This window comes from Pandoraea fibrosis (assembly GCF_000807775.2).
GTDB lineage: Bacteria > Pseudomonadota > Gammaproteobacteria > Burkholderiales > Burkholderiaceae > Pandoraea > Pandoraea fibrosis.
Genome location: NZ_CP047385.1, coordinates 5,569,238 through 5,592,065, shown reverse-complemented (window position 1 = coordinate 5,592,065; position 22,828 = coordinate 5,569,238). Strand labels below are relative to the sequence as shown.

20 protein-coding genes and 2 pseudogenes are annotated in these 22,828 nt (G+C 62.2%); 18 read left to right on the top strand and 4 right to left on the bottom strand.

All coding sequences use genetic code 11. The annotated features are described in order from the left end of the window. Positions 1–161: 161 nt before the first annotated feature. A complete protein-coding gene (locus PI93_RS24670; protein WP_144400360.1) occupies positions 162–503 on the bottom strand; it encodes a hypothetical protein in 342 nt (113 codons plus the stop codon). A gap of 313 nt (positions 504–816) precedes the next feature. Between PI93_RS24670 and rpmH the strand changes: the two genes are divergently transcribed. The 10 genes and pseudogenes from rpmH (at position 817) to PI93_RS24620 (ending at position 7,711) form a co-directional block, all read left to right on the top strand. Continuing rightward, a complete protein-coding gene (gene rpmH, locus PI93_RS24665; protein WP_010806664.1) occupies positions 817–951 on the top strand; it encodes a 50S ribosomal protein L34 in 135 nt (44 codons plus the stop codon). Between the two features lie 61 nt (positions 952–1,012). Next, a complete protein-coding gene (gene rnpA, locus PI93_RS24660) occupies positions 1,013–1,450 on the top strand; it encodes a ribonuclease P protein component (RefSeq protein ID WP_052240862.1) in 438 nt (145 codons plus the stop codon). Between the two features lie 78 nt (positions 1,451–1,528). Next, a pseudogene (gene yidD / locus PI93_RS25140) lies at positions 1,529–1,738 on the top strand (membrane protein insertion efficiency factor YidD); the annotation flags it as partial. 171 nt (positions 1,739–1,909) lie between these two features. Beyond that, positions 1,910–3,565 (top strand): membrane protein insertase YidC, encoded by a 1,656-nt coding sequence (gene yidC / locus PI93_RS24650; protein ID WP_039373219.1) that lies wholly within the window; start codon positions 1,910–1,912, stop codon positions 3,563–3,565. Between the two features lie 107 nt (positions 3,566–3,672). After that, the gene (gene mnmE / locus PI93_RS24645; protein WP_039373217.1) at positions 3,673–5,067 is read left to right on the top strand and encodes a tRNA uridine-5-carboxymethylaminomethyl(34) synthesis GTPase MnmE; all 1,395 of its coding nucleotides are present in this window, start codon (positions 3,673–3,675) and stop codon (positions 5,065–5,067) included. 236 nt (positions 5,068–5,303) lie between these two features. Continuing rightward, complete coding sequence (locus PI93_RS24640) at positions 5,304–5,651, top strand: hypothetical protein (RefSeq protein WP_039373402.1); 348 nt, start codon at positions 5,304–5,306, stop codon at positions 5,649–5,651. 14 nt (positions 5,652–5,665) lie between these two features. Next, on the top strand, positions 5,666–6,256 hold the full coding sequence (locus tag PI93_RS24635) for a YMGG-like glycine zipper-containing protein (RefSeq protein ID WP_224786215.1): 591 nt from the start codon (positions 5,666–5,668) through the stop codon (positions 6,254–6,256). An 80-nt stretch (positions 6,257–6,336) separates the two neighbouring features. Then, the gene (locus PI93_RS24630; RefSeq protein WP_039373216.1) at positions 6,337–6,711 is read left to right on the top strand and encodes a hypothetical protein; all 375 of its coding nucleotides are present in this window, start codon (positions 6,337–6,339) and stop codon (positions 6,709–6,711) included. A gap of 146 nt (positions 6,712–6,857) precedes the next feature. After that, the gene (gene thpR / locus PI93_RS24625) at positions 6,858–7,442 is read left to right on the top strand and encodes an RNA 2',3'-cyclic phosphodiesterase (protein WP_052240861.1); all 585 of its coding nucleotides are present in this window, start codon (positions 6,858–6,860) and stop codon (positions 7,440–7,442) included. 53 nt (positions 7,443–7,495) lie between these two features. After that, positions 7,496–7,711, top strand: coding sequence for a hypothetical protein (locus tag PI93_RS24620; RefSeq protein WP_039373396.1), 216 nt, complete (start codon positions 7,496–7,498; stop codon positions 7,709–7,711). A gap of 116 nt (positions 7,712–7,827) precedes the next feature. On the opposite strand, the pseudogene PI93_RS24615 reads toward PI93_RS24620, so the two are convergent. Then, positions 7,828–8,623, bottom strand: a pseudogene (locus tag PI93_RS24615) (MHYT domain-containing protein). Positions 8,624–9,044: 421 nt separating this feature from the next. Between PI93_RS24615 and PI93_RS24610 the strand changes: the two are divergent. Both PI93_RS24610 and PI93_RS24605 read left to right on the top strand, forming a co-directional pair. Continuing rightward, complete coding sequence (locus tag PI93_RS24610; RefSeq protein WP_039373213.1) at positions 9,045–10,610, top strand: DHA2 family efflux MFS transporter permease subunit; 1,566 nt, start codon at positions 9,045–9,047, stop codon at positions 10,608–10,610. A 129-nt stretch (positions 10,611–10,739) separates the two neighbouring features. Next, positions 10,740–11,687 (top strand): DedA family protein/thiosulfate sulfurtransferase GlpE, encoded by a 948-nt coding sequence (locus PI93_RS24605; protein ID WP_039373211.1) that lies wholly within the window; start codon positions 10,740–10,742, stop codon positions 11,685–11,687. 81 nt (positions 11,688–11,768) lie between these two features. Here the strand turns inward: PI93_RS24605 and PI93_RS24600 are convergent, their stop codons facing one another. Then, the gene (locus PI93_RS24600; protein WP_224786214.1) at positions 11,769–12,188 is read right to left on the bottom strand and encodes a MarR family winged helix-turn-helix transcriptional regulator; all 420 of its coding nucleotides are present in this window, start codon (positions 12,186–12,188) and stop codon (positions 11,769–11,771) included. A gap of 815 nt (positions 12,189–13,003) precedes the next feature. Here PI93_RS24600 and PI93_RS24595 point away from each other — a divergent pair. The 6 genes from PI93_RS24595 to PI93_RS24570 all read left to right on the top strand — a co-directional run bounded on the left by PI93_RS24595 (position 13,004) and on the right by PI93_RS24570 (position 22,291). Continuing rightward, positions 13,004–14,779 carry a ClcB-like voltage-gated chloride channel protein gene (locus PI93_RS24595; RefSeq protein ID WP_370834579.1) on the top strand — a complete coding sequence of 592 codons (1,776 nt, stop codon included), beginning with the start codon at positions 13,004–13,006 and terminating at the stop codon, positions 14,777–14,779. Continuing rightward, positions 14,776–16,782: a bifunctional tRNA (5-methylaminomethyl-2-thiouridine)(34)-methyltransferase MnmD/FAD-dependent 5-carboxymethylaminomethyl-2-thiouridine(34) oxidoreductase MnmC gene (mnmC, locus tag PI93_RS24590; RefSeq protein WP_039373206.1), complete on the top strand. Its 2,007-nt coding sequence runs from the start codon at positions 14,776–14,778 to the stop codon at positions 16,780–16,782. The genes PI93_RS24595 and mnmC overlap by 4 nt, the downstream gene beginning before the upstream one ends. A gap of 508 nt (positions 16,783–17,290) precedes the next feature. Beyond that, positions 17,291–18,496 carry a cation:proton antiporter gene (locus tag PI93_RS24585; protein ID WP_039373203.1) on the top strand — a complete coding sequence of 402 codons (1,206 nt, stop codon included), beginning with the start codon at positions 17,291–17,293 and terminating at the stop codon, positions 18,494–18,496. A gap of 3 nt (positions 18,497–18,499) precedes the next feature. Further along, a complete protein-coding gene (locus PI93_RS24580; protein ID WP_039373202.1) occupies positions 18,500–19,615 on the top strand; it encodes a YbdK family carboxylate-amine ligase in 1,116 nt (371 codons plus the stop codon). A 1,419-nt stretch (positions 19,616–21,034) separates the two neighbouring features. Then, positions 21,035–21,676 carry a MarR family winged helix-turn-helix transcriptional regulator gene (locus tag PI93_RS24575; RefSeq protein WP_039373201.1) on the top strand — a complete coding sequence of 214 codons (642 nt, stop codon included), beginning with the start codon at positions 21,035–21,037 and terminating at the stop codon, positions 21,674–21,676. A 162-nt stretch (positions 21,677–21,838) separates the two neighbouring features. Then, positions 21,839–22,291, top strand: coding sequence for an SET domain-containing protein (locus PI93_RS24570; protein WP_039373199.1), 453 nt, complete (start codon positions 21,839–21,841; stop codon positions 22,289–22,291). 167 nt (positions 22,292–22,458) lie between these two features. On the opposite strand, the gene PI93_RS24565 is transcribed toward PI93_RS24570, so the two are convergent. After that, positions 22,459–22,764 carry a 4a-hydroxytetrahydrobiopterin dehydratase gene (locus PI93_RS24565; protein ID WP_010806643.1) on the bottom strand — a complete coding sequence of 102 codons (306 nt, stop codon included), beginning with the start codon at positions 22,762–22,764 and terminating at the stop codon, positions 22,459–22,461. Positions 22,765–22,828 lie beyond the last annotated feature (64 nt).

Here is a 22,828-nt window from a genome sequence, read left to right as displayed (position 1 = left end):
GCAGCGTGTGTCCAGGTGGCGCGGAACCCATCCGACTGCTTCGGTTGGCGCTCTTGCCGTCCACTATCCGTTACATCAGATATGGGGGCAGAACGTCGCAAACCAAGCCGGTTACCCCCGTTCCCAAACAGGGTTCGGACGGGCTTCCGGCCGAGGTCGAGTCAGACCGGCGGCGCAATGCAGACGTCCGGAGACACACGAACCATGGCGCTGCGTTCGGGTTTTGGCTCGCGCGTGCAGCCGGCTTCGGCGCGCGCAGACGACAAAACCCGGCGCGCTATCCACATGGCGGCGTCACCGGTACTCTGCTGGGAAAAAAATTGATGGGGGATTTTAACGCCAAAGCGTCGGCAAAGCGAGTTATCCACAGGAATGCCCACAGCACCGGCGTCTCCGGGCGGGCTCGCCGCGTTAACCGGCCTGACTTTGCGCGAGTGCTGCGCAAATGCCCAGCAATTGCGACGATTTGCCGCGAGCGCCGGGATATCTTCCTCGCCGGACATTTATCCACCGACGGAATCTGAATGGATGGGCAATTTCTGCCATTATCCACAACCGAAAGTCCGCCAGGTCCCGATTCCAGGACGTCGACGCCGCCACCCGTGGGGACGCGCGTCACGGGCGACGGCTAACCTATTGACACACAACGGAAAAGCCGATTAAATAGCGGGTTCGTTAGAAAGATAACCGGATTCTTATCCAACTCCCGACGGCTGGGCCGCGCGTGAAAGTCCTTGAATTTGCAGGTTTTCACGGTGTCCATGTGGCGTTTCACGATGCTGCTGCGCGGGAATTTTTTCACACAGTGAGTGCATCATGAAACGTACTTTTCAGCCTTCCGTGACGCGCCGCAAGCGCACCCATGGCTTCCTGGTCCGCATGAAGACGCGTGGTGGCCGCAAGGTCATCGCCGCTCGTCGCGCCAAGGGCCGCAAGCGCCTGGCCGTTTAATCGCGGTTGTCGGTCGTACCGCGGTTTGCGCGTCAAATCCGCAAGGCGCGAAGTCCCGGCAATGGGGTTTCCCAAAGCTGCGCGACTTCTCAAAACGGATGAGTTTTCATCCGTTTTTAGTTTGCGCCCCCTGCGTCGCAGCGCGCACTTCGTGTTGTACATGCGCCGGCGTGAAACTGCGCCGGACACCCCTGTCGATGCCACGCCTGATGAAGGCCGCATCGGCATTGTCGTCGGCAAGAAGCACGCGCCCCGTGCGGTCACTCGCAACCTGATCAAGCGTCAGGCCCGCGAGATGTTCCGTCAGCGCCGCGCCACGCTGGCCGGCTGGGACTTCGTGCTGCGACTGACCCGGCGCTTCGACAAGGGGACGTACACTGCGGCGGCGGCACCGGTGTTGAACACGCTGGTTCAGGCCGAGTTCGTACAGCTCTTCGACGCGGCTGAGAAAGCCGCCCGCAAGCGCCGCACGACCGACGACAAGACGGAAGGTAGTTAGTCCCCAAACGGTAGCGCCCGACCCCGGGCATGCGCCGCCCACCCGGCCATCACGGCCGGACTGACAGGCGGAATCGAGATGCGAAGCGTGCTGTTGTTGCTCCTGCGCGGTTACAAGCTGGTGATCAGTCCCTGGCTGGGGAACCGTTGCCGCTTTCATCCGAGCTGCTCCGACTACGCGCGCGAGGCCATCGTCGAGCATGGTGCCGGTTACGGCACTTATCTCGCGGCCCGGCGTCTATGCCGCTGTCATCCGTTTCATCCCGGCGGTTTCGATCCCGTTCCGCCGGCTCGACACGTCTGTAACGCTCCCGATCACACCGCCGAAGGCGCCGAAAAGGCCGCCGGAAGCGACACGTCGCGAGTCAGGCAGACGGTCTCGTCCGGGCCCGCGGCCGCATCGGCAGTTACGCGCCGCGCGCCGGGCCATTCTTGAGTTTCGTCCACCACGAGTTACCGCATGGACATCAAACGCACCGTACTCTGGGTCATTTTCGCGCTGTCTGTCGTGATGCTTTTCGACAACTGGCAACGCGGCAATGGCCATTCGTCGTTGTTCTTCCCGTCCGCTGAGGTTTCGACCCCGGCTGCCACGGGCGCAAACCAGACGCCAGCCAACGACCTGCCGCAAGCTGCCAACGCCGCTGCCGCTGCGGGTAGTGCACCGGGCAATGCGCCGGCCGCTGCTGCTGCGCAGAAGGTGCGCATCACGACGGACGTCTACGAAGCCGACATCAGCACGCAAGGCGGCACGCTGTCGTTCCTCGCGCTGACCAAGTGGCCCGACGCCGACGAAGCCGACAAGCATGTCGTGCTGTTCGACAACACCCCGAGCCATCAGTACTTCGCTCGCACGGGTCTGATCGGTGGCGACTACCCGAACCACAACGACATCTTCACGCAAGTGCCGGGGCCGACCACGCTCACGGGCGACTCGCTGACCGTGAAGTTCGAATCGCCGGTCAAGGGCGGCTTGCAGTTGGTGCGTGCTTACACGTTCCATCGCGGCAGCTACGTGATCGACGTGTCGAATACGATCGTCAACAAGACCGACGCCGCCATCAAGCCGACGCTGTACATGGAACTGGTGCGTGACGGTCGTGAAATCAGCGGCGCGAAGTTCTCGCACACGTTCACGGGCCCGACGGTCTACAGCAGCGACGAGAAATTCCAGAAGATCACGTTCAGCGACATCGACAAGGACAAGGCGAAATACGTCAAGCAGTCGAGCGATGGCTGGATCGGCATGGTGCAGCATTACTTCGCCACGGCCTGGATTCCGAAGGAAGGTGCAACACGCGACAACTACATCGGCAAGCTGGATAACGGCCTGTACCGTGTGGGCGTGAAAGAGCCGCTCGCGAGCATTCCGGCCGGTGGCACGGAAACGGTGGATGCACGTCTGTTCGCCGGTCCGCAGGAAGAGCACATGCTCGAGCAGATTGCGCCGGGCCTGGAGCTGACGAAGGATTACGGTTACTTCACGATCCTCGCCAAGCCGCTGTTCTGGCTGCTCTCGAAGCTGCACGGGCTGATCGGTAACTGGGGTTGGGCGATCATCGCCGTGACCGTGATCATCAAGCTGGTGTTCTTCCCGTTGTCGGCGGCAAGCTACAAGTCGATGGCGCGCATGAAGGAAATCACGCCTCGCATGCAAGCGCTGCGCGAGCGCTACAAGAGCGATCCGCAGAAGATGAACGCGGCCCTCATGGAGCTGTACAAGACCGAGAAGGTCAATCCGTTCGGCGGCTGTATCCCGATCGTGATTCAGATTCCGGTGTTCATTGCGCTGTACTGGGTGCTGTTGTCGTCGGTGGAAATGCGCGGTGCGCCGTGGCTGGGCTGGATTCATGACCTCTCGACGCAGGATCCGTATTACATCCTGCCGGTGCTGATGGCCGTGTCGATGTTCATCCAGACCAAGCTGAACCCGACGCCGCCGGACCCGATGCAGGCCAAGATGATGATGTTCATGCCGCTGATTTTCTCGGTCATGTTCCTCTTCCTGCCGTCGGGCCTGGTGCTGTACTACGTGGTCAACAACACGTTGTCGATCGCACAGCAATGGTCGATCAACCGGATGCTCGGGACCAAGAAGAAGGAAAAGGCGGCCTGACGATTCAGGTCTGACCGTCTGATTGGCACAGCCGCCCGCGAGTCTCTCGCGGGCGGTTTTGTTTGGTGCATGTCAAAATAAGCCCCTGTTTTTCAAAGAATCGTTCCATGAGCGCCACCGTCTCGACTGTTCCGATCGCTGCCATTGCCACCGCCCCCGGACGCGGTGGCATCGGTGTGGTGCGCGTGTCCTTCGGCAAGCACCGCGGCGACGCCGTGCAGCAAGTGATCGCGCGTCTGGTCGGGCAACCGCTCAAACCGCGTCATGCGTCGTATCTGCCGTTTCTCGACGCTGCCGGCGAGGCCTTGGATCGCGGCATCGCGCTGTACTTCCCCGGGCCGAATTCCTACACCGGCGAGGACGTGCTCGAACTTCAGGGTCACGGCGGTCCCATCGTCCTGCAATTGCTGTTGCAGCGATGCATCGACGAAGGTGCGGAACTGGGAGTACGACTGGCGGAGCCGGGCGAATTTACCCATCGTGCGTTTCTGAACGACAAGCTCGATCTGGCGCAAGCCGAGGCCGTGGCCGATCTGATCGAAGCGAGCACCGAAGCGGCGGCGCGCTCGGCGAGCCGTTCGCTGGACGGTGCCTTCTCGCGCGAGATTCATTCGCTGGTGGATCTGGTGATTCATCTGCGCATGCTGGTGGAAGCGACGCTCGACTTCCCGGAAGAGGAAATCGACTTTCTGGAGGCAGCCGACGCCTTCGGGCAACTCGAGCGGATTCGCGCGCAACTGGCACAGGTGCTCTCTCAGGCAAAGCAGGGAGCGTTGCTGCGCGAGGGGATCAACGTGGTGCTGGCGGGGCAACCGAACGTGGGCAAATCGTCGTTGCTCAATGCCTTGGCCGGGGCCGAGCTGGCCATCGTCACGCCCATTGCCGGCACCACGCGCGACAAGGTACAGCAGACGATTCAGATCGACGGTATCCCGTTGCATATCATCGATACGGCGGGGCTGCGAGACACGGAGGACGAAGTCGAACGTATTGGCATCGCGCGTAGCTGGAGCGAGATCGCCAAGGCCGACGCCGTGCTGCATCTGCTCGACACGCGTTCGGGCATGACGCCGGAAGACGAGGACATCGCGAAGCAGTTGCCCAAACATGTGCCTATCGTGCGTGTGTACAACAAGACGGATCTGGCGGGCGAACCGGCGACGATTCTGCCCGAAGAAGGCACCTCGCCGCTGGGCGTGCGCCTGTCGGCGAAAGGCGGGCAGGGCATCGATTTGCTGCGTGCAGAGCTGCTCAAGATCGCCGGCTGGCAAGCGGGCAGCGAAGGCGTATTTCTCGCGCGCGAACGGCATTTGTCGGCATTGCGGGCGGCCCGCGATCATATCGAGATGGCGGACGCACATGCGCGCCAAAACGCGAGCGCGCTCGACCTCTTCGCCGAGGAACTGCGCCTCGCGCAGGAGCAACTCAGCACGATCACCGGCGAGTTCACGTCGGACGACTTGCTAGGCGTGATTTTCAGCCGCTTCTGTATCGGGAAGTGAGGCAAACGCCTTGGCACGTCCCCCGAAATCCCTCCGCTTTCCCGTAAAAAGCGTAATGCTTTGAAACACTTCTAACACGCATCGTAATTGCTCCGGGAGGGGGGACGGGCCTAGACTCGGAAGCGTCAGCTCCAGGGCGGCGTTGCGGCACAGTTGGGGGACATCTCCCTCGTTGCGACGCGCGTGCGCGAGGCGGAATCCACCGCGCCCGGAGTTTGTTCTTCGAGGTCTGTGTCGTGAAACGTCTTCCTGTTGTCATCGGCTTCGTTGCCGTGGCGGCTGCTCTGATCAGTGGCAGCGCCTTCGCCTGGCGAGGCGGCGTGCGTGTCTGGGTCGGTCCCGGTTACTACCCCTATCCCTACGCCTATCCGTATTACGGGCCCAGCTATTACGCGCCCCCCGTTGTCGTGGTTCCCAGCCAGCCTCAGCAGTATGTCGAGCAGCCGCAACCCGGCGCGCAGAATGCTCAGCCCGGTGCCAATAGCGACACCTGGTACTACTGCGACAAAGCGGGTGCCTACTATCCCTACGTGAAAACGTGTCCGGCCGGATGGCGTGAAGTGCCCGCGCAACCGGCAAACTGATCTGGAGACGCACCATGTCATCTGAGTCGTCCGTCGTCTCCCAGGCGATCCCGCCGTCGACAGCCCGTGTCGGACGTACCGCACGCGCCACCCGTCGGCTTGCGGCGCCCGTGGCCATCGTCATCGCTGCCGCCACGCTCGCCGGATGTGCCGTCGTGCCCACCGGTCCAAGCCTGATGGCGTTGCCCGGCACCAATAAGTCCTTCGATCAGTTCCGTCAGGACGATTTCAACTGCCGCCAATATGCCTCGGGCACGAACGGCGGTCTCGATACCGCCAGCGCCGCCAACACGAGTGCCGTGGGTAGCGCCGTGATCGGCACGGCTATCGGCGCCGCAGCAGGCGCGGCATTCGGTGGCGGCTCGGGGGCGGCCATCGGCGCCGGTGCAGGTCTGCTCGCAGGCAGCGCCGTGGGCATGGGCAACGCCCAGTCGTCTGCATATCTGACGCAAAGCCGCTATGATCAGGCCTACGTTCAGTGCATGTACGCGTATGGCAATCGCGTGCCCGTTCGTGGCGACATGGTGTCGTCGCAGCCGGCGCCCCGCTATGCTCCGCCGCCGCCTCCGCCCCCGGGCTGGAAGCCGCCTCCCGGCAGCTACTGATCCCACATAAGACGTCACGCCGACATTGCCCCGTGGGGAGAACGATGTCGGCGACTGGCGTCGTATCGCCCGAGACACCCATGACCCACCATTCGATTGTCCGCTCCGCCCGCAACACCGCTTCCCTGCGCAAATGGCTGTGGGTGATGCTACCCGGCACCCTCGCCGCCGTGCTCGTACTCACGCCGCAGGCGCACGCGCAAAATACTCCCGCACCGGCCACCTCGGGCAATGCCGCCGGTGCAGCAGGCGCAGCGGGTGCTACGGGTTCGGGCGCTTTCAATCCGAGCGCCGACATTTCGCGCGCCGTATCGCGCGACACCACCGACGCCGCCATCCAGAACAACTGGAACAGCATCATGCGAGCGCCCGTGCAGGCCAAATCGGAAGACAAGCCGGCCGAGACGCCGCGCCGCAATCGTCGCGGCATCACCCCCGGTATCTCGACGAACTGACGCACTCAGTCGTCCACCGCCGGGCAGCGTTGGCTCGCGCGGGCACGCCTTCGGCAGAGCGCATATTCCCCTCGCACCGGCTGGCATTCGCGCAATCGCCCGTCTACTATGAGAATCATCAGCAGGACCCAACCCCTGGTGTTCTCATGCGACTTTTCCTTGCCCTGTGGCCCGGGCCGGGTGTGCGCGAGCTGCTTCACACGTGGGCCGTCTCGGCTCACGCGGAATGCGGTGGACGTGTGCTGCGCGCCCAGACCCTCCATCTGACGCTCGCCTTTCTCGACGAGGTCGATCCCGCCCGTCTCCCGACGTTGCTCGCGCTCATGCAGCGCACACCGCTCGCACCCTGCACGCTGACGTTCGATCATCTCGGCTACTGGTCCGATCGCAAGATCGTCTGGGCGGGTGCGCCGGGCGTTCCCGAGAGCCTCGTCGCCACGCGCGACACCTTGCTGTCTCAATGGCGCGCAACGGGCGCGCGCGTGCTCACGCAATCGTTTCGCCCGCACGTCACGCTGCTGCGCCATGCGCGCCGGGCACCGTCAGACCCCTATCCTCGCCCGCTCGTCTGGCAATGCGACGGCTACGTTCTCGTGCACTCGGTACGCACGCCACGCGGCCCGCATTACCGTGTGCTCGCAGAGCATCGCAGTGGCCAATCCGATGGATTTTTCTCAACGCCGACGGAGAATTCGGCGATCGTCACAACGCAATACGGTATAGTCGGATGACGATGCGCCGACCGGTTGGTGCATCGGTTTTTCGTCATTCGCGGGAGGCTCAAGTGCAAGTCGGATCGATCGTCAAATCCAATCACATCGCAGTACCCCACGGTGCCATGGGAATCGTCACCCGGATGCTGGGAGACATGGCGATGGTGTGCTGGTATTCCGGCCAGCCCGGTGCATCGAAACAACTCAACACCGAACCGTTCTTCATTGTCGACCTGATCGAAACAGGGGATGTGATGCCTGTCGGGGGAAGCCCCATCCTGCACTGAATAGTGTGCGGCGCCGCCAGGCGCTCAGATATGCCCATATGAAAACGCCGGCCCGTCTTTCGACGGACCGGCGTATTGCTTTTTGGACAGGCCGAACGGCGTCGGCCCTGGAAATCTCAGACGTGTCCCGCGCGCTGACGCATGAGTGCGTCGAGCCGCGCCGCCATGCGCTCGCGACGTCTGCGCGATGTGCGATACAGCAGCACGCCCATGGCAAGCAACACCACGCACGCGATAAGGAAAACGCCATATGGCAGCGTATCGCCGTGCACGCGAATGCTGATCTGCGCACGCGTCTCCGCCGTGCAAATAATCGTGCCGGCACGCATGCCCGTGTAATGCATGCCGCACACCGCTACCGCCATGACCAGCGACGCCAGCGCGCGTTGCAACGCGGTCTGCAAATGGAACGCCAACCACAGCGCCACACTCGCCGCCACGATGGCAATGAGGATCGACAGCGCAACGATCGTCGTGTCCCATTCGAAATAGGCCTGCGTGCGCACCGCACTCATGCCGAGGTAGTGCATGCCTGCCACACCCAGCCCGCCGGCAATACCTGCAACCACACATTGCAGCGCGTTGCGATACGGCGCACGGGCGACATACCAGAGCGCCACCCCCGAAACCACGACCGCCAGCGCCAGACTGCCAAGCGTCGGCCAAAGCGAATAGGACACGGGGAAGGGCAGACGTTGCGCAGCCATACCGATGAAGTGCATGCCCCAGATGCCGATGCCCCCCCAAGGCTAGCGCCGACACCACGAGATACCCCGGACTGATGCGTCCGTCGTCGTCACGAATCCGCGACGCGGCCACCAACGCGACATAGGCCCCCAGTGCCGATATCACGAAGGAAAGCAGAACCAGAAACTCACTGTATTGAAGGGGAACGACGCTACCTGGCTGCATGGGCTTATCCTGTGTTTTTGCTGTCGCCGAGGCGCCGGGAGCGCCGACGAGATAACGTTATTGAGCCTGCACGACGACCCCCAGGGGACTTCGACGTGGCATCGCACACGTCGGGCGTCAGCGGCGATTCAATCTCGCCCGCCCACTCGCGTCAAGGGGGAAAAGCGTCTGACGTTCGCAAGACGAAGTTGATTTGCCGCATGTGAATTGCACGCAACGACATGGTGTCGTCGGAAACCCTTGCAGGACGCGTGATTCGCGCAGTGACCACCGATACACAACGCCCATCAAAGTCTTTCCTGACGATTTAGAAAGGAAATTCCAAACCCGCGTCGCACACGATTGCCGTTCTGCGGCACCATCCGGAAAATGACTTCGGCCCCGGTTCATCCGCCGGCCATCATTCAGGGAGACGATCCACATGGCAGACGCCGCCACGGCAAACGCCACCGCCGCGCCCCAAGGGGCGCCGCTGACCGGCGCGCGACTGGCGATCCTCACGGTGGGCCTTGCGCTCGGCACCTTCATGGAGGTACTCGACACGTCCATCGCCAACGTGGCCGTGCCGACCATCGCGGGGAGCGTAGGGGTGTCGAACAGTCAGGGCACGTGGGTCATCAGCTCCTATGCGGTGGCCGCCGCCATCGCCGTGCCGCTTACCGGCTGGCTGGCGCGGCGCGTTGGCGAGGCGAAGTTGTTCGTGGCGTCGGTCACGGCATTCACGGTAGCTTCCATGCTGTGCGGTCTGGCGCCCAATATGGAAGCCCTCGTTTTCTTCCGGTTGTTGCAGGGTCTCGTGTCCGGCCCGATGGTGCCGCTTTCGCAAACCATTCTGCTGCGCAGTTTCCCCGAGAAAAAACGCGGCCTTGCCCTCGGACTGTGGGCAATGACCGTGATCGTCGCGCCGATCTTCGGCCCCGTCGTGGGCGGGTGGATTACGGACAACTACACATGGCCGTGGATCTTCTACATCAATGTGCCCGTCGGGATCTTCTCCGCCGCGTCCTGTTTCGTCCTGTTGCGCGGGCACGAAACCAAGACGCAAAAGCTGCCCATCGATCTGGTCGGTCTGGCGCTGCTCGCCATTGGCGTGGGGTCGTTGCAGATGATGCTCGACCTCGGCAAGGATCGCGACTGGTTCAACAACAGCATGATCGTGACGCTCGCGCTGACCGCCGCGATCTGCCTGTCGTTCCTGATCCTGTGGGAGCTCACGTCCGATAAGCCCATCGTCGACCTGACGCTGTTCAAGGACCGCAACTTCGCCCTGGGCGTTGTGGTGATTTCGTTCGGCTTCATGACGTTCTTCGCCTCGGTGGTCATCTTCCCGCTGTGGCTGCAAACGGTGATGGATTACACGGCGGGCAAAGCCGGACTGGCAACGGCGCCGGTCGGCCTGCTCGCGCTCGTGCTCTCGCCACTCATCGGGCAGAACATGAACCGGCTGAATCTGCGCGCCGTGGCCTCGTTCGCGTTCTTCGTGTTCGCCGGGGTATCGTTCTGGAATTCCCACTTCGCGCTGAATCTGTCATTCGCGAAGGTCATCGAACCCCGGCTGGTTCAGGGCATCGGCATTGCATGCTTCTTCGTGCCTGTCACGACCATCACGCTCTCGAGCATTTCAGACGACCGGCTCGCCGCAGCCTCGGGGCTGTCGAACTTTTTCCGGACACTCTCCGGCGCCATCGGCACCGCAGTGAGCACGACGATGTGGGAAGACCGGGCGATTTATCACCACGCCCGGCTCGCGGAGAACATCACCCCTTATTCCGACGCCACGACAAGCTATCTCGACCAGTTGCGACAGGGACTGGGGCTGGCGAACGGGGCCGACTTCGGCATGCTCAACGATCTCGTCACCCGTCAGTCCTTCATGCTGGCCACGAATGACATCTTTCACCTGTCGGGATATGTCTTTCTCGCCATGGCGGCACTCGTCTGGCTGACCCGACCCAAGCGGGGCGTGAAAGCGGCCGTCGGCCACTGACATCCGCGTTCTCGCGGCGGGGGCGATTGTTCCAGAAAAGCAACATGACTTCCCGACATTCTGGCTTCTGGTCGTCATGCGCCGGGGCTAACATGCCGTATTGCGTTCATTTGCCAACAGGTACCCGGCATGCTGTTCGATCTGATCGCCCGCTACGGGCTCTGGCTGGTCTTTCTGAATATCTTCGGACAGGCGTTGGGGCTGCCGTTGCCGGCGTATCCCACACTCATTGTCACGGCATCGACGTCGCTCTTCCCGCCGGCGCTGATCGTCGCGCTTGCGGTATTCGCCGCGCTGCTCGGTGACGCCCTCTGGTTTCTCGCCGGACGCCGCTATGGCCACCATATCCTGCGGCTGATGTGCCGCCTGTCGATCTCGCCGGATACCTGTGTGAGCCGCACGGAAGGCGCGATGGGGCGTCACGGCGTGCGCGTGCTGATGTTTGCCCGCTTCGTGCCGGGTCTATCCGCGCTGTCGGTGCCAATGGCGGGGGCGCTCGGCGTGCCCTGGCGCAAGTTCCTGATGTACGACGCCATCGGCGCCGTCCTCTGGTCGGGCGTGGCTGTCGCCCTCGGGTTCGGCTTCGCGTCGCACATCGTGGCGGTGCTCGACGCCTTCGATACGCTCGGCCGTGGCGTGCTGTGGCTGGTTGCGCTCGTCTTCGTGCTGTATCTGCTCAATCGCTGGCTCAACCGTTACCGCCTGCTGCGCTCGCTGCGCATGGCGCGTATCGGCGTTCAAACGCTCGAAACCTGGATGAAGGACGAGATCACGCCAGTGGTGATCGACGTGCGTTCCGCCGCCCGCCGGGCGATCGATCCGTTCACGATCCCCGGCTCGCTTGCCATCGAGCCGGAAGACATCGCGGAGAAACTGCGGGATATTCCCCGCGATCGCCGGATCGTGGTGTTTTGTGCGTGTCCGAACGAGGTGACGGCCGCGCGTCTGGCGCAGCAACTGCGTGCGCAGGGTTTTGCCGAAGTGCGTCCGCTGCTCGGCGGACTCGACGCCTGGCGAGATGCGGGCTACACCGTACAGAAAATCGACGGCTTCGACATGCTTGTCCCGGCGTCTTGAGTTTCCGTGATTAGCGCGATGCATTGCGCACCACTGAATGACGCGCGCTGATCCGTAAGGAAGCGCGCGTCTTGCTGTGGATCATGCCTCGTTGAGGGCTTCGCGCAATTGCAGAAGCAGCGTGCGCAACGTCTTTTGTGCCGCATCGGATTGGCCGGTCGCGGCCTGTACCTGCGCTGGCACCTGACGCGCCTCACGACGCAGACTCATCCCCCGCGACGTCAGATCGATGAACACCTGACGCTCGTCGGCTTCGCCACGCCGACGCGTCAAAAGCCCCATGGTTTCCAGTCTTTTCAGCAACGGCGTGAGTGTGCCGGAATCGAGTCCGAGACGTGCCCCCAACTGATTGACGGCGATATCGTCCTGCTCCCAAAGCACGACCATCGCAAGATATTGCGAGTACGTCAGGCCGAGTCTGTCGAGCATCGGCTTATGCGCTTTTGTCATGGCAAGCGATGCCGAGTACAACGCGAAACCCAACTGCTCTTCCAGAGGCATGGGTGTTTTTTGTGCGACTTTTTTTCTGACTGCCATTCGGGTATTACTTTTCAGTTCCTATTCAATTGCGCGCCATTCTATTTCACCGCATGGAATGTGACCAGTTCGAAAGTCGATCCTTGAGACGCTCGGCATCAGCATTTTTGTGAGGACGTGCATGAGATGCGAGTCGGACGGCCACAGCGGGCGGGTCTCTCCACACGGGGTCGTCCCGTTGAGCGCAATGGTGCCTCGGCGACCCGTAGCAAGGGGCTATAAAAATTGCGCTCGCAAGATCGATGGTATCGGGCGACATCCTCATTGCGGGCGATGCGCTCCCGAAAAACGGCTGGCAGCACCACTTCAATGTGGCGCGTAGCCGTGCAAATTTACCTTTATCTGAATGACGTTCAGAAACTGCCCACGGCGAAAACCATATCCCGAACCTATGGCGTAGAAAACTCGAAAAGAGGCAGGAGCGAGGGAAAGCACGCGCTGCGTCGCAATCGCCCGAAACGAGGGGCGGCGCACTGTCGACACCGCACAAAAACACCTTATCTGAGCACCTCTCAGTTTCTTCGACAACAAGATCGATGTCGGAGGCATTGACGGCGAAACGCTGAGTCGGGCGCCGAATTCGGAATAGTGAAAAGCTCGGCTGCGAAATCGCCGTCATTTGATGGCGAGTCACAACCGATACCCCGGCCCTCGACGGTGCGAACTGCCATCGACCGAAAAACGCCGGCAAAAAGGCGTTACCTGAGCAAAACTCAGTTTTTTGGGCGTCCATCGTCCACCGGCTCACGCGCTTTCAAAAAAAGGCGTCGGTCGATACCATGAGACCCAATTTCGATCACGACCGTCTCCTATCCGTGTCAGCAGTATCCGCCTGGGCAAAATTGCCCGTCGTTGTGTGGGTGCGGCGTCAGTTCGCACCGAACACCCTGCAAATCACGTTGCTGCTGGCCGGCATCGTCGGTCTGCTGGGGGCGTTGGCGACCGTGGCGTTTCGCGAAGCGCTGTCGGGGCTGCAATTCCTGCTCGCCGGACACCGCAGCGGCATGGTCGAACTGGCGCAGAACCTCAACTGGTGGCAGCGCCTGTTGCTGCCCACCGCCGGCGGCCTGATCGCCGGACTGATCCTTCAATACGCCACGTTGTGGGTGCCGAAAAAGGGCGCCGACGACTATATGGAAGCCATTGCGATCGGCACCGGCGTGCTCAGCCTGCGTCAGACGCTGGTCAAGAGCCTCTCGTCGCTGTGCTCGGTGGCTTCGGGGGCATCGATCGGCCGGGAAGGGCCGATGGTGCAGCTCGCCGCGATGTTCGCGTCGCTCGTCGGCCGCATTCTCGCGTTTCCGCCTGAGCGCCTGCGCCTGCTTGTCGCGTGTGGCGCGACGGCCGGCATCACGTCGGCCTACAACGCCCCGATCGCCGGCGCGCTGTTCATCTCCGAGATCGTCTACGGCTCGATATCGACGGCAACGCTGGGGCCCCTCGTCGTGGCCTCGGTCATCGCGAACATCGTCATCCGCCAGTTCCTCGGCTACGAGGCGGTCTACCAAATGCCGCGCTTCGACTTCGTGTCCGGTTGGGAAGTCTTCTTCTACGTGGGCCTCGGCATCCTCGCCGGGGTGCTCGCGCCGCTGTTCCTGCGCCTGCTCGACACCGCCAAGCAGCGCTTCAGTGCCTTGCCCGTGCCGCTGTTCCTGCGTCTGGCGCTGGGCGGGCTCGTGGTGGGCGTGCTGTCGTTGCAAGTGCCGCAGGTCTGGGGCAACGGATACAGCGTGGTCAACTCGATCCTGCACACGCACTGGGCCTGGCAGGCGCTGGCGATGGTGCTGGTGTTCAAGGTGCTGGCGACCGCGTCGTCGGCGGGCTCCGGCGCGGTGGGCGGCGTGTTCACGCCAACGCTTTTCGTCGGCGCAGCCCTGGGCAGCCTCTACGGTCTGGCGATGAACGCGCTCGCGCCGGCGACCGCCTCGGTCGCCAGCAGCTACGCCGTGGTCGGCATGGGCGCGTTTCTGGCCGCCACGACGTATGCGCCATTGATGTCGATTCTGATGATCTTCGAGATGACGCTGAGCTATCAGGTGGTGCTGCCCCTGATGCTGGCTTGCGTGACGGCGTATCTCACCGCTCAGACGCTGCGTGCCGACTCGGTGTACGCGAAGTCGCTGCGGCGCAATCAGGTCGCCGGCCGCTGGTTGTCGATGACGAGCGGAGGCAGCGAAATGCGTCTGTCGTCGCTGGCGGTGGACAACGACGCCGTGGTGAGCGCCGCCGATACCTTGGAGGCGATCGGGGAACGGTTCATCGCCACCGGCTACCGCAACCTCGTGGTGCGTGCGCCGGACGGACGTCTCATCGGCACGCTGGACGCTGCGCACTGGTGGCAGCGCCAGGCCACCGGCAAGCCGGAACAATGGACTGAGGTGGTCACGCCGTGCAAGGCGCTCGATGGCGAGATGGCGCTGGTCAGCGCCCTGCGCGCCGTCGGCACGATGCATGCGGACTGGGTGCCCGTGGCCGGTGCGCAAGGGAAGTGGCTGGGGGTCGTCTCACTGCCGGGGCTCATCGAGATCGTGACCGAAGAGCGGGGCGGCGAATGAGTCATCGACCGGGCCCGAATCCCATCCAGCCGGCAGAACCGGCCACCGCCACGGACGGCACGCCTTACTCGACGGTGTACGACGACGTGTATCACAGCGTCAACGGGGCGTTAGGGCAGGCGCGTCACGTCTTTCTCGGCGGCAACGATCTTCCCGAGCGCTGGCGTGGCCGCGAGCAATTTGTGATCGTCGAGACCGGCTTCGGTCTGGGCCTGAATTTCCTCGCCACGTGGGCGGCATGGCGAGACGATCCACAGCGTCCCGCGCGGCTGCATTTCGTCTCGGTGGAGAAGTATCCGTTCCGCGCGCAGGATCTGCGGCGCGTGCTCGAGTCGATGCTCGTGTTGCCCGGCATGACAGAACTGGCGCCGCTCGTGCAGCGCCTGTGCGATGTCTGGCCGTTACCGGTGGCAGGCTGGCACCGGCTGGAGGTAGCGCCGGGCATGGTCTTGAGCGTCGGTTTCGGCGACTTTTTCGACCTGATGCCGTCGTTGCGCGCCGGCGCAGACGCCTTCTATCTCGACGGCTTCTCCCCGGCCAAGAATCCCGACATGTGGACGCCGAACGTCTTCAAGGCCCTCGGCCGCCTCGCGCGCGACGGTGCGACGCTCTCCACCTATACGTCTGCCGGACAGGTGCGGCGCGATCTCGTCGCGGCCGGCTTCGCCACGGCACGCCGGCCGGGCTATGGCTACAAGCGCCACATGCTCGCGGGCCAATACGCACCGCAGTACCGGATGCGACGCTACGATCCGCCGCCGGCGCCCGCGCCACGTGCCCGCGAGGCGATTGTCGTCGGCGCCGGCATGGCGGGTGCGGCGATGGCGCGACGACTCATCGCTCGCGGCTGGCGCGTGCGTCTGTTCGAACGGGCGCAGGCGCCAGGAACTGCCGCGTCGGGCAATCCGGCAGGCGTCTTTCATCCGCAACTCTCGGCCGATGACAACGTGTTGTCGCGCCTGACCCGCGCGGGCTTTCTGTTCGCCCTCTCTCAGTGGCGAACGCTACCGGGCGGACTGCCCGGACACGCCGACGGTTTGCTGCAAGTCGCCATGACCGATGCAGAAGCCCAGGCCATGCGGCAACTCGTCGCCGCGCACGAATATCCCGAGACGTATGCGAAGTGGGTCGACGAGGCGCAGGCATCGGCGCTTTCCGGCGAGACGCTCGCCCACGGCGGTATCTGGTTCCCCGAGGGCGGCTGGCTCGCGCCGGCCATGCTGTGCCGCACGGAACTGGTCGCGGCGGGCCCGTCGCTCGACGCACGCTACGGCGTGAGTGTGGAACGGCTCGAACGTCGCGACGGCCGCTGGGCGGCGATCGATGAGACGGGCCGCGTGCTTGCCGAGGCCGATGTCGCCGTCGTGACGGCAGCCGACGTCTCGCAGACGCTGCTCGCACCATATCTCGCGCCCGAGTTCCTCCCCGTCAAGCGAGTGCGCGGGCAATTGACCTTTTTGCCGCCGGACACGTTGCCCAATCTGCGCGTACCGGTTTGCGGCGATGGCTATGTCGCGCCGTCGCTGCTGGGCGGGGCCGGGCCGATCACGGGAGCCACCTATGGCTTCGACGATCCAGCGGAGGAAGTGCGCGTGACCGACCATCAGGCCAATCTGCGACGTCTCGCCTCGCTGCTGCCGGCCCATACCGATGTGTTCGGCGACGCCGGACTGGCGAGCGCGAGCGCCGCCGCCGAGCTTGGCGGGCGCACGGCATTCCGTTCGTTGATGCCCGACCGTCTGCCGATGGCGGGGCCATTGCCCGATATGGCCGCCATCGAGCCGCTACGGCGCCGGTTGACCGGGGGGCACCTGCGGGACCTGCCGCGTCTGGAAGGCCTGTACGCGAGCTTTGCGTTCGGTTCTCGGGGACTGGTATTCGCATCGCTGTGTGCGGAACTCGTTGCCAGCCAGATCGAGGGCGAGCCGTGGCCTATTGGCGCCGATCTGGCCGATGCCATCGATCCCGCGCGTTACCTGATGCACTCACTACGTAAAGGCTGACTGGGCCGACAGCCAGCGTGCTGGCGCGTTTCATCCCTTGCCGCGCTGCGACTGCCTGGCCCCGGATTGGCAGTCAAAACCCCCGTCACCGTAATCCACGTTCCCGCTTGCCTGTGCCCGAAAGGGCAGATGCCGTCCAACTCCGAAAAGTGGGGACGGCTTAACAATTCGAATCTGACCCTATATGGGTCAAAGGCCCGCCCCATGCGGGGGCGACGCGCCTCTGGCGCTTGCCCCCGTACTTTCCGCCCCCTTCCGGATACCCAGCCACCAAAACCCGGGGTCTCCTTGTTCAGCAGGCAGCGAAACCCTCCTTGCGCGAGCATGCCCGTGCGGCGGGCTTGAAGCGAACGGGACGGCCGTTTGAAATCGTCAGAAACCGAGTGTGGCAAAATGAACCCAACCCTTCGGGTTCGTCGCGCATTTGTCCTTCATCTGCAACCCCGCGCGCGACATTCTTTCCTTTTCACCACTTGATGCGCCGTCAAGCGGCGCAAAGCGAGCATTAATGACGTCGGAACTGTCCCTTTTCCCGGGCTGGCCGCCGGCGCCCGATCCCGTTTTCTTCGCCGGGCTGGCATTGGTATTTGCCGGACTCGCCGGGGAAATCTGTTTCCGGAAATTGCGCCTGCCGCGCATTACCGGTTACGCCGTGGTCGGGCTGGTCGGTGGCACCCTGGGTCTTTCCTCGATGTTGGACGCGCAAACGAGCGCGGCCATTCGGCTGTTGATCGACCTGGCGCTGGGCCTGCTGTTGTTCGAATTGGGTAGTCGCCTCAATCTGAAATGGATGCGGGCGAACCCGTGGATCATCGTCACCAGTGCGCTTGAAGCCTTGCTCACGTTCGTGGCGGTGTATGCCGTGCTACGAGTCTTCAGCGTCTCGCCCCTGACGGCGGTGCTGATCGCCTCGATCAGTATGGCGACATCGCCCGCCGTGGTGATCCAGCTTAAAAACGAATTGCGTGCCGAAGGGCAGGTGACGGAGCGTTTGCTGGCGCTCGCCGCACTCAACAGTGTGTACGCGGTCGTGGCGGTGAAGCTGGTCTACGGCTGGATGCACCAGGCCTATCACTCGAGCTTCTGGGTCGTGCTGTTCCACCCGTTGTATCTGCTGATCGGCTCGATCGTGCTGGCGTTCGTTCTGGCGAAGGCATGCAATCTGGTGTTTCGCAAGTTCGGCAGCCAGGACCATCACGCTTTCGTGGTGCTCATCGGCCTGATCATGCTGATGGTCGCGCTCGTCCATATGCTCAAGCTGCCGAATTCGCTCACGCTGCTCCTCGCCGGGATCATTTTCCGCAATGTCGAGGAACGTCCGCAGCTTTGGCCCGCGTACTTCGGCACGGCAGGCTGGTTGCTTGCGGTCGTGCTGTTCGTGCTGACCTCGTTGGCGTTCCAGTGGGAATACCTCGTGATCGGCGGGTTGGCGGCGCTGGCGATCATCGTCGTGCGCTCGCTTGCCAAGGTGGTGGGCACGGTTGCCGTCGCCCATCAGGCAGGTATCAGTTACAAGCAGGCCATCGCGCTCGGGTTGTCGTTGTGCCCGATGGCCAGTCTCGCGTTCGTACTCGTTGCCGACACTTACGACATCTATCCGCAGTTCGACCCGATGCTCAAGGCCGTGGTGATGTGTGCCATTGCCGTACTGCAACTGGTTGGGCCGCTGGTGGTCTATTGGGCATTGGCCCTTGTCGGTGAACGGAAGGATTAAGCCATGTCATTAGAAGAATTCATTCCCTCGAAGCCGTGTACTTTCGGCGTTGAGCTGGAGATGCAACTCGTCAATCGTCACGATTACGATCTGACGAAAGCGGCGGCCGATCTGATGCGGCTCGTGGCCAAGGAGACACATCCGGGCGAGATCAAGCCGGAAATGACCGAAAGCATGATCGAGTTGTCGACGGACATCTGCCACCATCACAGCGATGCCGTCACCCAGCTACGGCGGGTTCGCGATGTGCTGGTGGCAGCGAGCGAGCAACTCAACGTCGGCCTGTGCGGTGGCGGCACACACGCCTTCCAGCGCTGGAGCGAACGCACGATCTACGACTCGCCGCGTTTCCACTTCCTGTCCGAGCTTTACGGCTACCTCGCCAAGCAGTTCACGGTGTTTGGTCAGCACGTCCACATTGGTTGCCCGGACCCGGACAGCGCGTTGTATCTGCTTCATGCAATGTCTCGCTATATCCCGCACTTTATTGCGCTATCGGCGTCTTCGCCGTATGTGCAGGGCGTTGACACGGGCTTTCACTCGGCGCGGCTCAACTCTGTGTTCGCGTTCCCGCTCTCGGGCCGTGCGCCGTTCGTGCTGAAGTGGGAAGACTTCGAGACGTACTTCGACAAGATGGTGAAAACCGGCGTTGTCGAAAGCATGAAGGACTTCTACTGGGATATCCGTCCTAAACCGGGTTTTGGGACGATCGAAGTGCGAGTCATGGATACCCCCTTGTCGGTCGACCGCGCGGCCGCCATCGCCTGCTACATCCAATCCTTGGCCCGTTATCTGCTCGAGGAGCGTCCGTTTGTGCTGAGCGAAGACGATTACCTCGTCTACACGTTCAATCGCTTTGAGGCCTGCCGTTTCGGTCTGGACGGTGCTTACGTGGACCCGCAGACGGGTGAACGCACCACATTGGGGCAGCACGTGGCGCAAACGCTTGAGACTATCAAGCCGCATGCTGCCGTGCTGGAGGCCGAAGTGGCCTGCGAAGAGATTCGTCAGCTCGTGGCTTCCGGGAAGAACGACGCCGTGTGGCTGCGCGAGGTAAACGCCGACGCGAAGTCTCTCAACGAAATGGTTCGGCAGCAATGCTTGCGATGGGCCGCATGACCTGAGGCCACGGCAAACGGCGCCATATTCGGGCCGTTTGCTTTTGGCAATGCCCGTTGTTATGCGATCGGTGTTTGGAAACCCCGCCTTGGCGGGGTTTTTTATTGCCTGCACGGTTTGTAGCACCGGGTTTTGAGGCATTTGGCCGACAACCTTCGCGGTGAATGCCGCAAACCGGCCAGAACCCCTTGGCAAGGCCCGGATTACGCATCGCGAGCGCTGCGTTTTCCACTGTTCAGGCGAAGCAGGTTTTCCGGTTTTCGCGTCGCTCGTAGCCAGGTTTTAAGGTTTTAATAGGTTTACTGTATGTATACATAGTAGTAGTTAACAAAGGCAGCCCATTCCTGTGGATAACCACAGTTAACGCCGTGTAAACAGAAAGTTGCCCGAATGAAAACTGGATGGAAAAACAGCGGGTATCCCAGGAACAACTCTGAACAGTTTTGACCCCCTGTGGAAAGATTCGCAAGTTATCCCGAACCCATGCACATGTAGTCCGATAAGTTATCCAGAAAGTTATCCACAGGCGCCTAAATTTTGTGCAAGACACCCCCGAAAACGGGGTTTTGTGGATAATTTTGATGTTCTTGCGTGGGGCGATGGGTTCGCGGCTACAATCTCGCCCACCCTGATGTGTGACTTACCGCATGTGGTGCAAGAAGTGACTGATGCCGGTTTTGTTGGCCGTAACGAGCGAAATCGCCGATACCGTCAAATTCTTCAATTCGCGTGTCCCGAAGGTGTCACCTGCGGACGTGCCGAAGCGTTTTCCCCCAACTTTTTTGCGCAACTCTGCCACCGGCCGATGACGACTGGCGGTTGTGTTTCAAATCATTTGCGTTCTATCCGAAACGCGGAAAGGCGATGGCGCGGGTAGGGTGAGCGTGCAACGCGAAGGAATATCTCGAAGATCGAGGGAATTTCCGGAAGGCGGAAAGCGAGCCCGAGATGGATGCAACGCGGTGTGACGGTCTGCGAGCGAGCGCCTGCGGGGCTTTGCGGGCGTCGAGCGAAATGATGTGGGGTGCGACGCGGTTCGAGAGGCGGCTGAGCGTTACACCTGTTCAGCGCCCGGTGTAATTCGCATGGGATGCGAAATATTTTTCGAGAGATAACGCTTCGCACCACGAGTGCGCAGGACACCAATATTTTGTAAACATCGTGAGTAGGATTTGGGAGATCAGTACAAGAACTGATACGCCAAAATTCAACTCAGAACACACAATGGAATCAAGGTGGGACGGCGGGTTCAACAGCGACTCGCCGTCGCGTATCAACACGGAAGTGGCTTAGGGTTTCCCCCGGGCGGGGCGCCGAAATGAAGGGAAAGCAATATGCAGACGTGTGATGCACCGCCCGTGAGTTTATTTGACAAGCTGTTTTACTGACGTATAGTTTTTAGAAATCCTAACGAAAATCATGGCTACTCCGACCCCACTAGATGAAGCGCTGTCCAAGCGCGTAACAGCAGGTTTGTTGCGCATGGGAACCGCGTTACGGAGCCACGCCTGGGAGGGCGCGGCAATGGCTGGATTGACGCCGACGCAGGGCGAGATTCTGACGCTCCTGCTCATGCGCGGCGTGCCGATGCGATTGGGCGAGATTGCGGAGGATGCCGCACTCACATCGGCCACGGTCAGCGAGGCCGTGAGCACATTGGAAAGTAAAGGGCTTGTCGAGAAACGGCGCGATGCCAACGACGGTCGCGCCCTGGCGCTGCGTTTGACGGCACGCGGCAAGACGGCCGCCAAGAAGGCGTCGCAATGGCCGAATTTCCTGACCTCGGCGTCGGACTCGCTCGGTGAGAAGGAATGTGCTTCGCTCTATCGCACACTCGTCAAACTGATCTTCACGATGCAGGAGCGGGGCGACATGCCGCCGCAGCGCATGTGCCTGACGTGCAGCCACTTCGAGGTGTCGGCGCGCGGCAAAGGTCAATATCACTGCAATCACTTCAACGCGACGTATGACGATTCGCGTCTTCCGCTCGACTGCAACGCGCACGAGGAAGCCGACATCGCTACACAACGCAAGGTCTGGAAGCTGTACAGCAAAGTCTGAGCAACCGACCGGCATTCGTCACGCACAATCGGCGCGAACGAGGGGGGAGAACGTCATCCGGTACCGGGTGACGTTTTTTTTCGTCGCGCGTTGTCATGCACATGAACGTCGCGTGCCTGTACACTGCGCTTTTTTGTATCCACGAAACCTCGTCGCATAGAGATGGCAGCCAAGCGCAGAATCGAAGTCAGGAAGTCCGGCGTCCACGGTAAGGGAGTGTATGCGGTCAAGCGTCTCAAGAAAGGGGATCGCGTGATCGAATACAAGGGCGAGATCATTTCGTGGCGCGAGGCCCTGCGCCGCCATCCTCATGATCCGGCGCACCCGACACACACCTTCTATTTCAGTCTGGAAGACGGTCGTTGCATCGACGGCAAGGTCGACGGCAACAATGCCCGCTGGATCAATCATGCCTGCTCGCCGAACTGCGAAGCGCGCGAGGAAGGCGAGCGTGTCTATATCTACGCCACGCGCGAGATCGAGCCGGGCGAAGAGCTGTTCTACGATTACGGTCTGGTGATCGACGCTCGTTACACAAAGAAACTCAAACGCGAATACGCCTGCCACTGTGGTAGCAAGGCGTGCCGCGGCACGCTGCTCGCGCCGAAGCGCTAAGCGCGTCGGGCAGGATCGGCGGCATAGGGAACAGGGATGACCGGGCGCGGAATGTCGGCATCGGTGCGGATCGGGCCGTCGCGTGATGGCTGGCCGCGATGCCGTCCGATGCTGAGGGATATGCCCCGAATTCGGTGACTTGGGGGCAGCAAGACGTCAGGCGGGGGTCAGCTTGAGGCGCGATCGCCCGCGAACTGATCGATGGCCAGTGCCAGGTCGACGTCGCGTTGCGTCAATCCGTCGGCGTCGTGCGTCGAGAGGGTGATGTCCACACGGTTGTAGACGTTGAACCACTCCGGATGATGGTTCATCTTCTCGGCCTTGAGCGCGACCTGTGCCATGAAGCCAAAGGCCTCGTTGAAGTCGTGAAACGTGAAGCTGCGTTGGATGGCGTCGCGTCCGACCACCTGGTGCCACTCGGGCAGCACTTCGGTCAGGCTGGCGCGTGCCTCGGATGAGAGTCGTGTTGTCATGGCATTCCTTTCAAAGCGTTCAGTGCAAATCGGGCAGATTCGAGTCCGCTGGCGCCGGACTGGC

Coding starts and splice junctions, on each gene's coding strand:
- mnmC (WP_039373206.1), top strand. CDS start 14,776: ATGAGTCATCGACCGGGCCCGAATCCCATCCAGCCGGCAGAACCGGCC.
- PI93_RS24565 (WP_010806643.1), bottom strand. CDS start 22,764: ATGACAACACGACTCTCATCCGAGGCACGCGCCAGCCTGACCGAAGTG.
- PI93_RS24585 (WP_039373203.1), top strand. CDS start 17,291: ATGACGTCGGAACTGTCCCTTTTCCCGGGCTGGCCGCCGGCGCCCGAT.
- rpmH (WP_010806664.1), top strand. CDS start 817: ATGAAACGTACTTTTCAGCCTTCCGTGACGCGCCGCAAGCGCACCCAT.
- PI93_RS24605 (WP_039373211.1), top strand. CDS start 10,740: ATGCTGTTCGATCTGATCGCCCGCTACGGGCTCTGGCTGGTCTTTCTG.
- PI93_RS24610 (WP_039373213.1), top strand. CDS start 9,045: ATGGCAGACGCCGCCACGGCAAACGCCACCGCCGCGCCCCAAGGGGCG.
- PI93_RS24580 (WP_039373202.1), top strand. CDS start 18,500: ATGTCATTAGAAGAATTCATTCCCTCGAAGCCGTGTACTTTCGGCGTT.
- PI93_RS24635 (WP_224786215.1), top strand. CDS start 5,666: ATGTCATCTGAGTCGTCCGTCGTCTCCCAGGCGATCCCGCCGTCGACA.
- PI93_RS24575 (WP_039373201.1), top strand. CDS start 21,035: ATGGCTACTCCGACCCCACTAGATGAAGCGCTGTCCAAGCGCGTAACA.
- thpR (WP_052240861.1), top strand. CDS start 6,858: ATGCGACTTTTCCTTGCCCTGTGGCCCGGGCCGGGTGTGCGCGAGCTG.
- mnmE (WP_039373217.1), top strand. CDS start 3,673: ATGAGCGCCACCGTCTCGACTGTTCCGATCGCTGCCATTGCCACCGCC.
- rnpA (WP_052240862.1), top strand. CDS start 1,013: ATGGGGTTTCCCAAAGCTGCGCGACTTCTCAAAACGGATGAGTTTTCA.
- PI93_RS24570 (WP_039373199.1), top strand. CDS start 21,839: ATGGCAGCCAAGCGCAGAATCGAAGTCAGGAAGTCCGGCGTCCACGGT.
- PI93_RS24630 (WP_039373216.1), top strand. CDS start 6,337: ATGACCCACCATTCGATTGTCCGCTCCGCCCGCAACACCGCTTCCCTG.
- PI93_RS24670 (WP_144400360.1), bottom strand. CDS start 503: ATGTCCGGCGAGGAAGATATCCCGGCGCTCGCGGCAAATCGTCGCAAT.
- yidC (WP_039373219.1), top strand. CDS start 1,910: ATGGACATCAAACGCACCGTACTCTGGGTCATTTTCGCGCTGTCTGTC.
- PI93_RS24600 (WP_224786214.1), bottom strand. CDS start 12,188: ATGCCTCTGGAAGAGCAGTTGGGTTTCGCGTTGTACTCGGCATCGCTT.
- PI93_RS24595 (WP_370834579.1), top strand. CDS start 13,004: ATGAGACCCAATTTCGATCACGACCGTCTCCTATCCGTGTCAGCAGTA.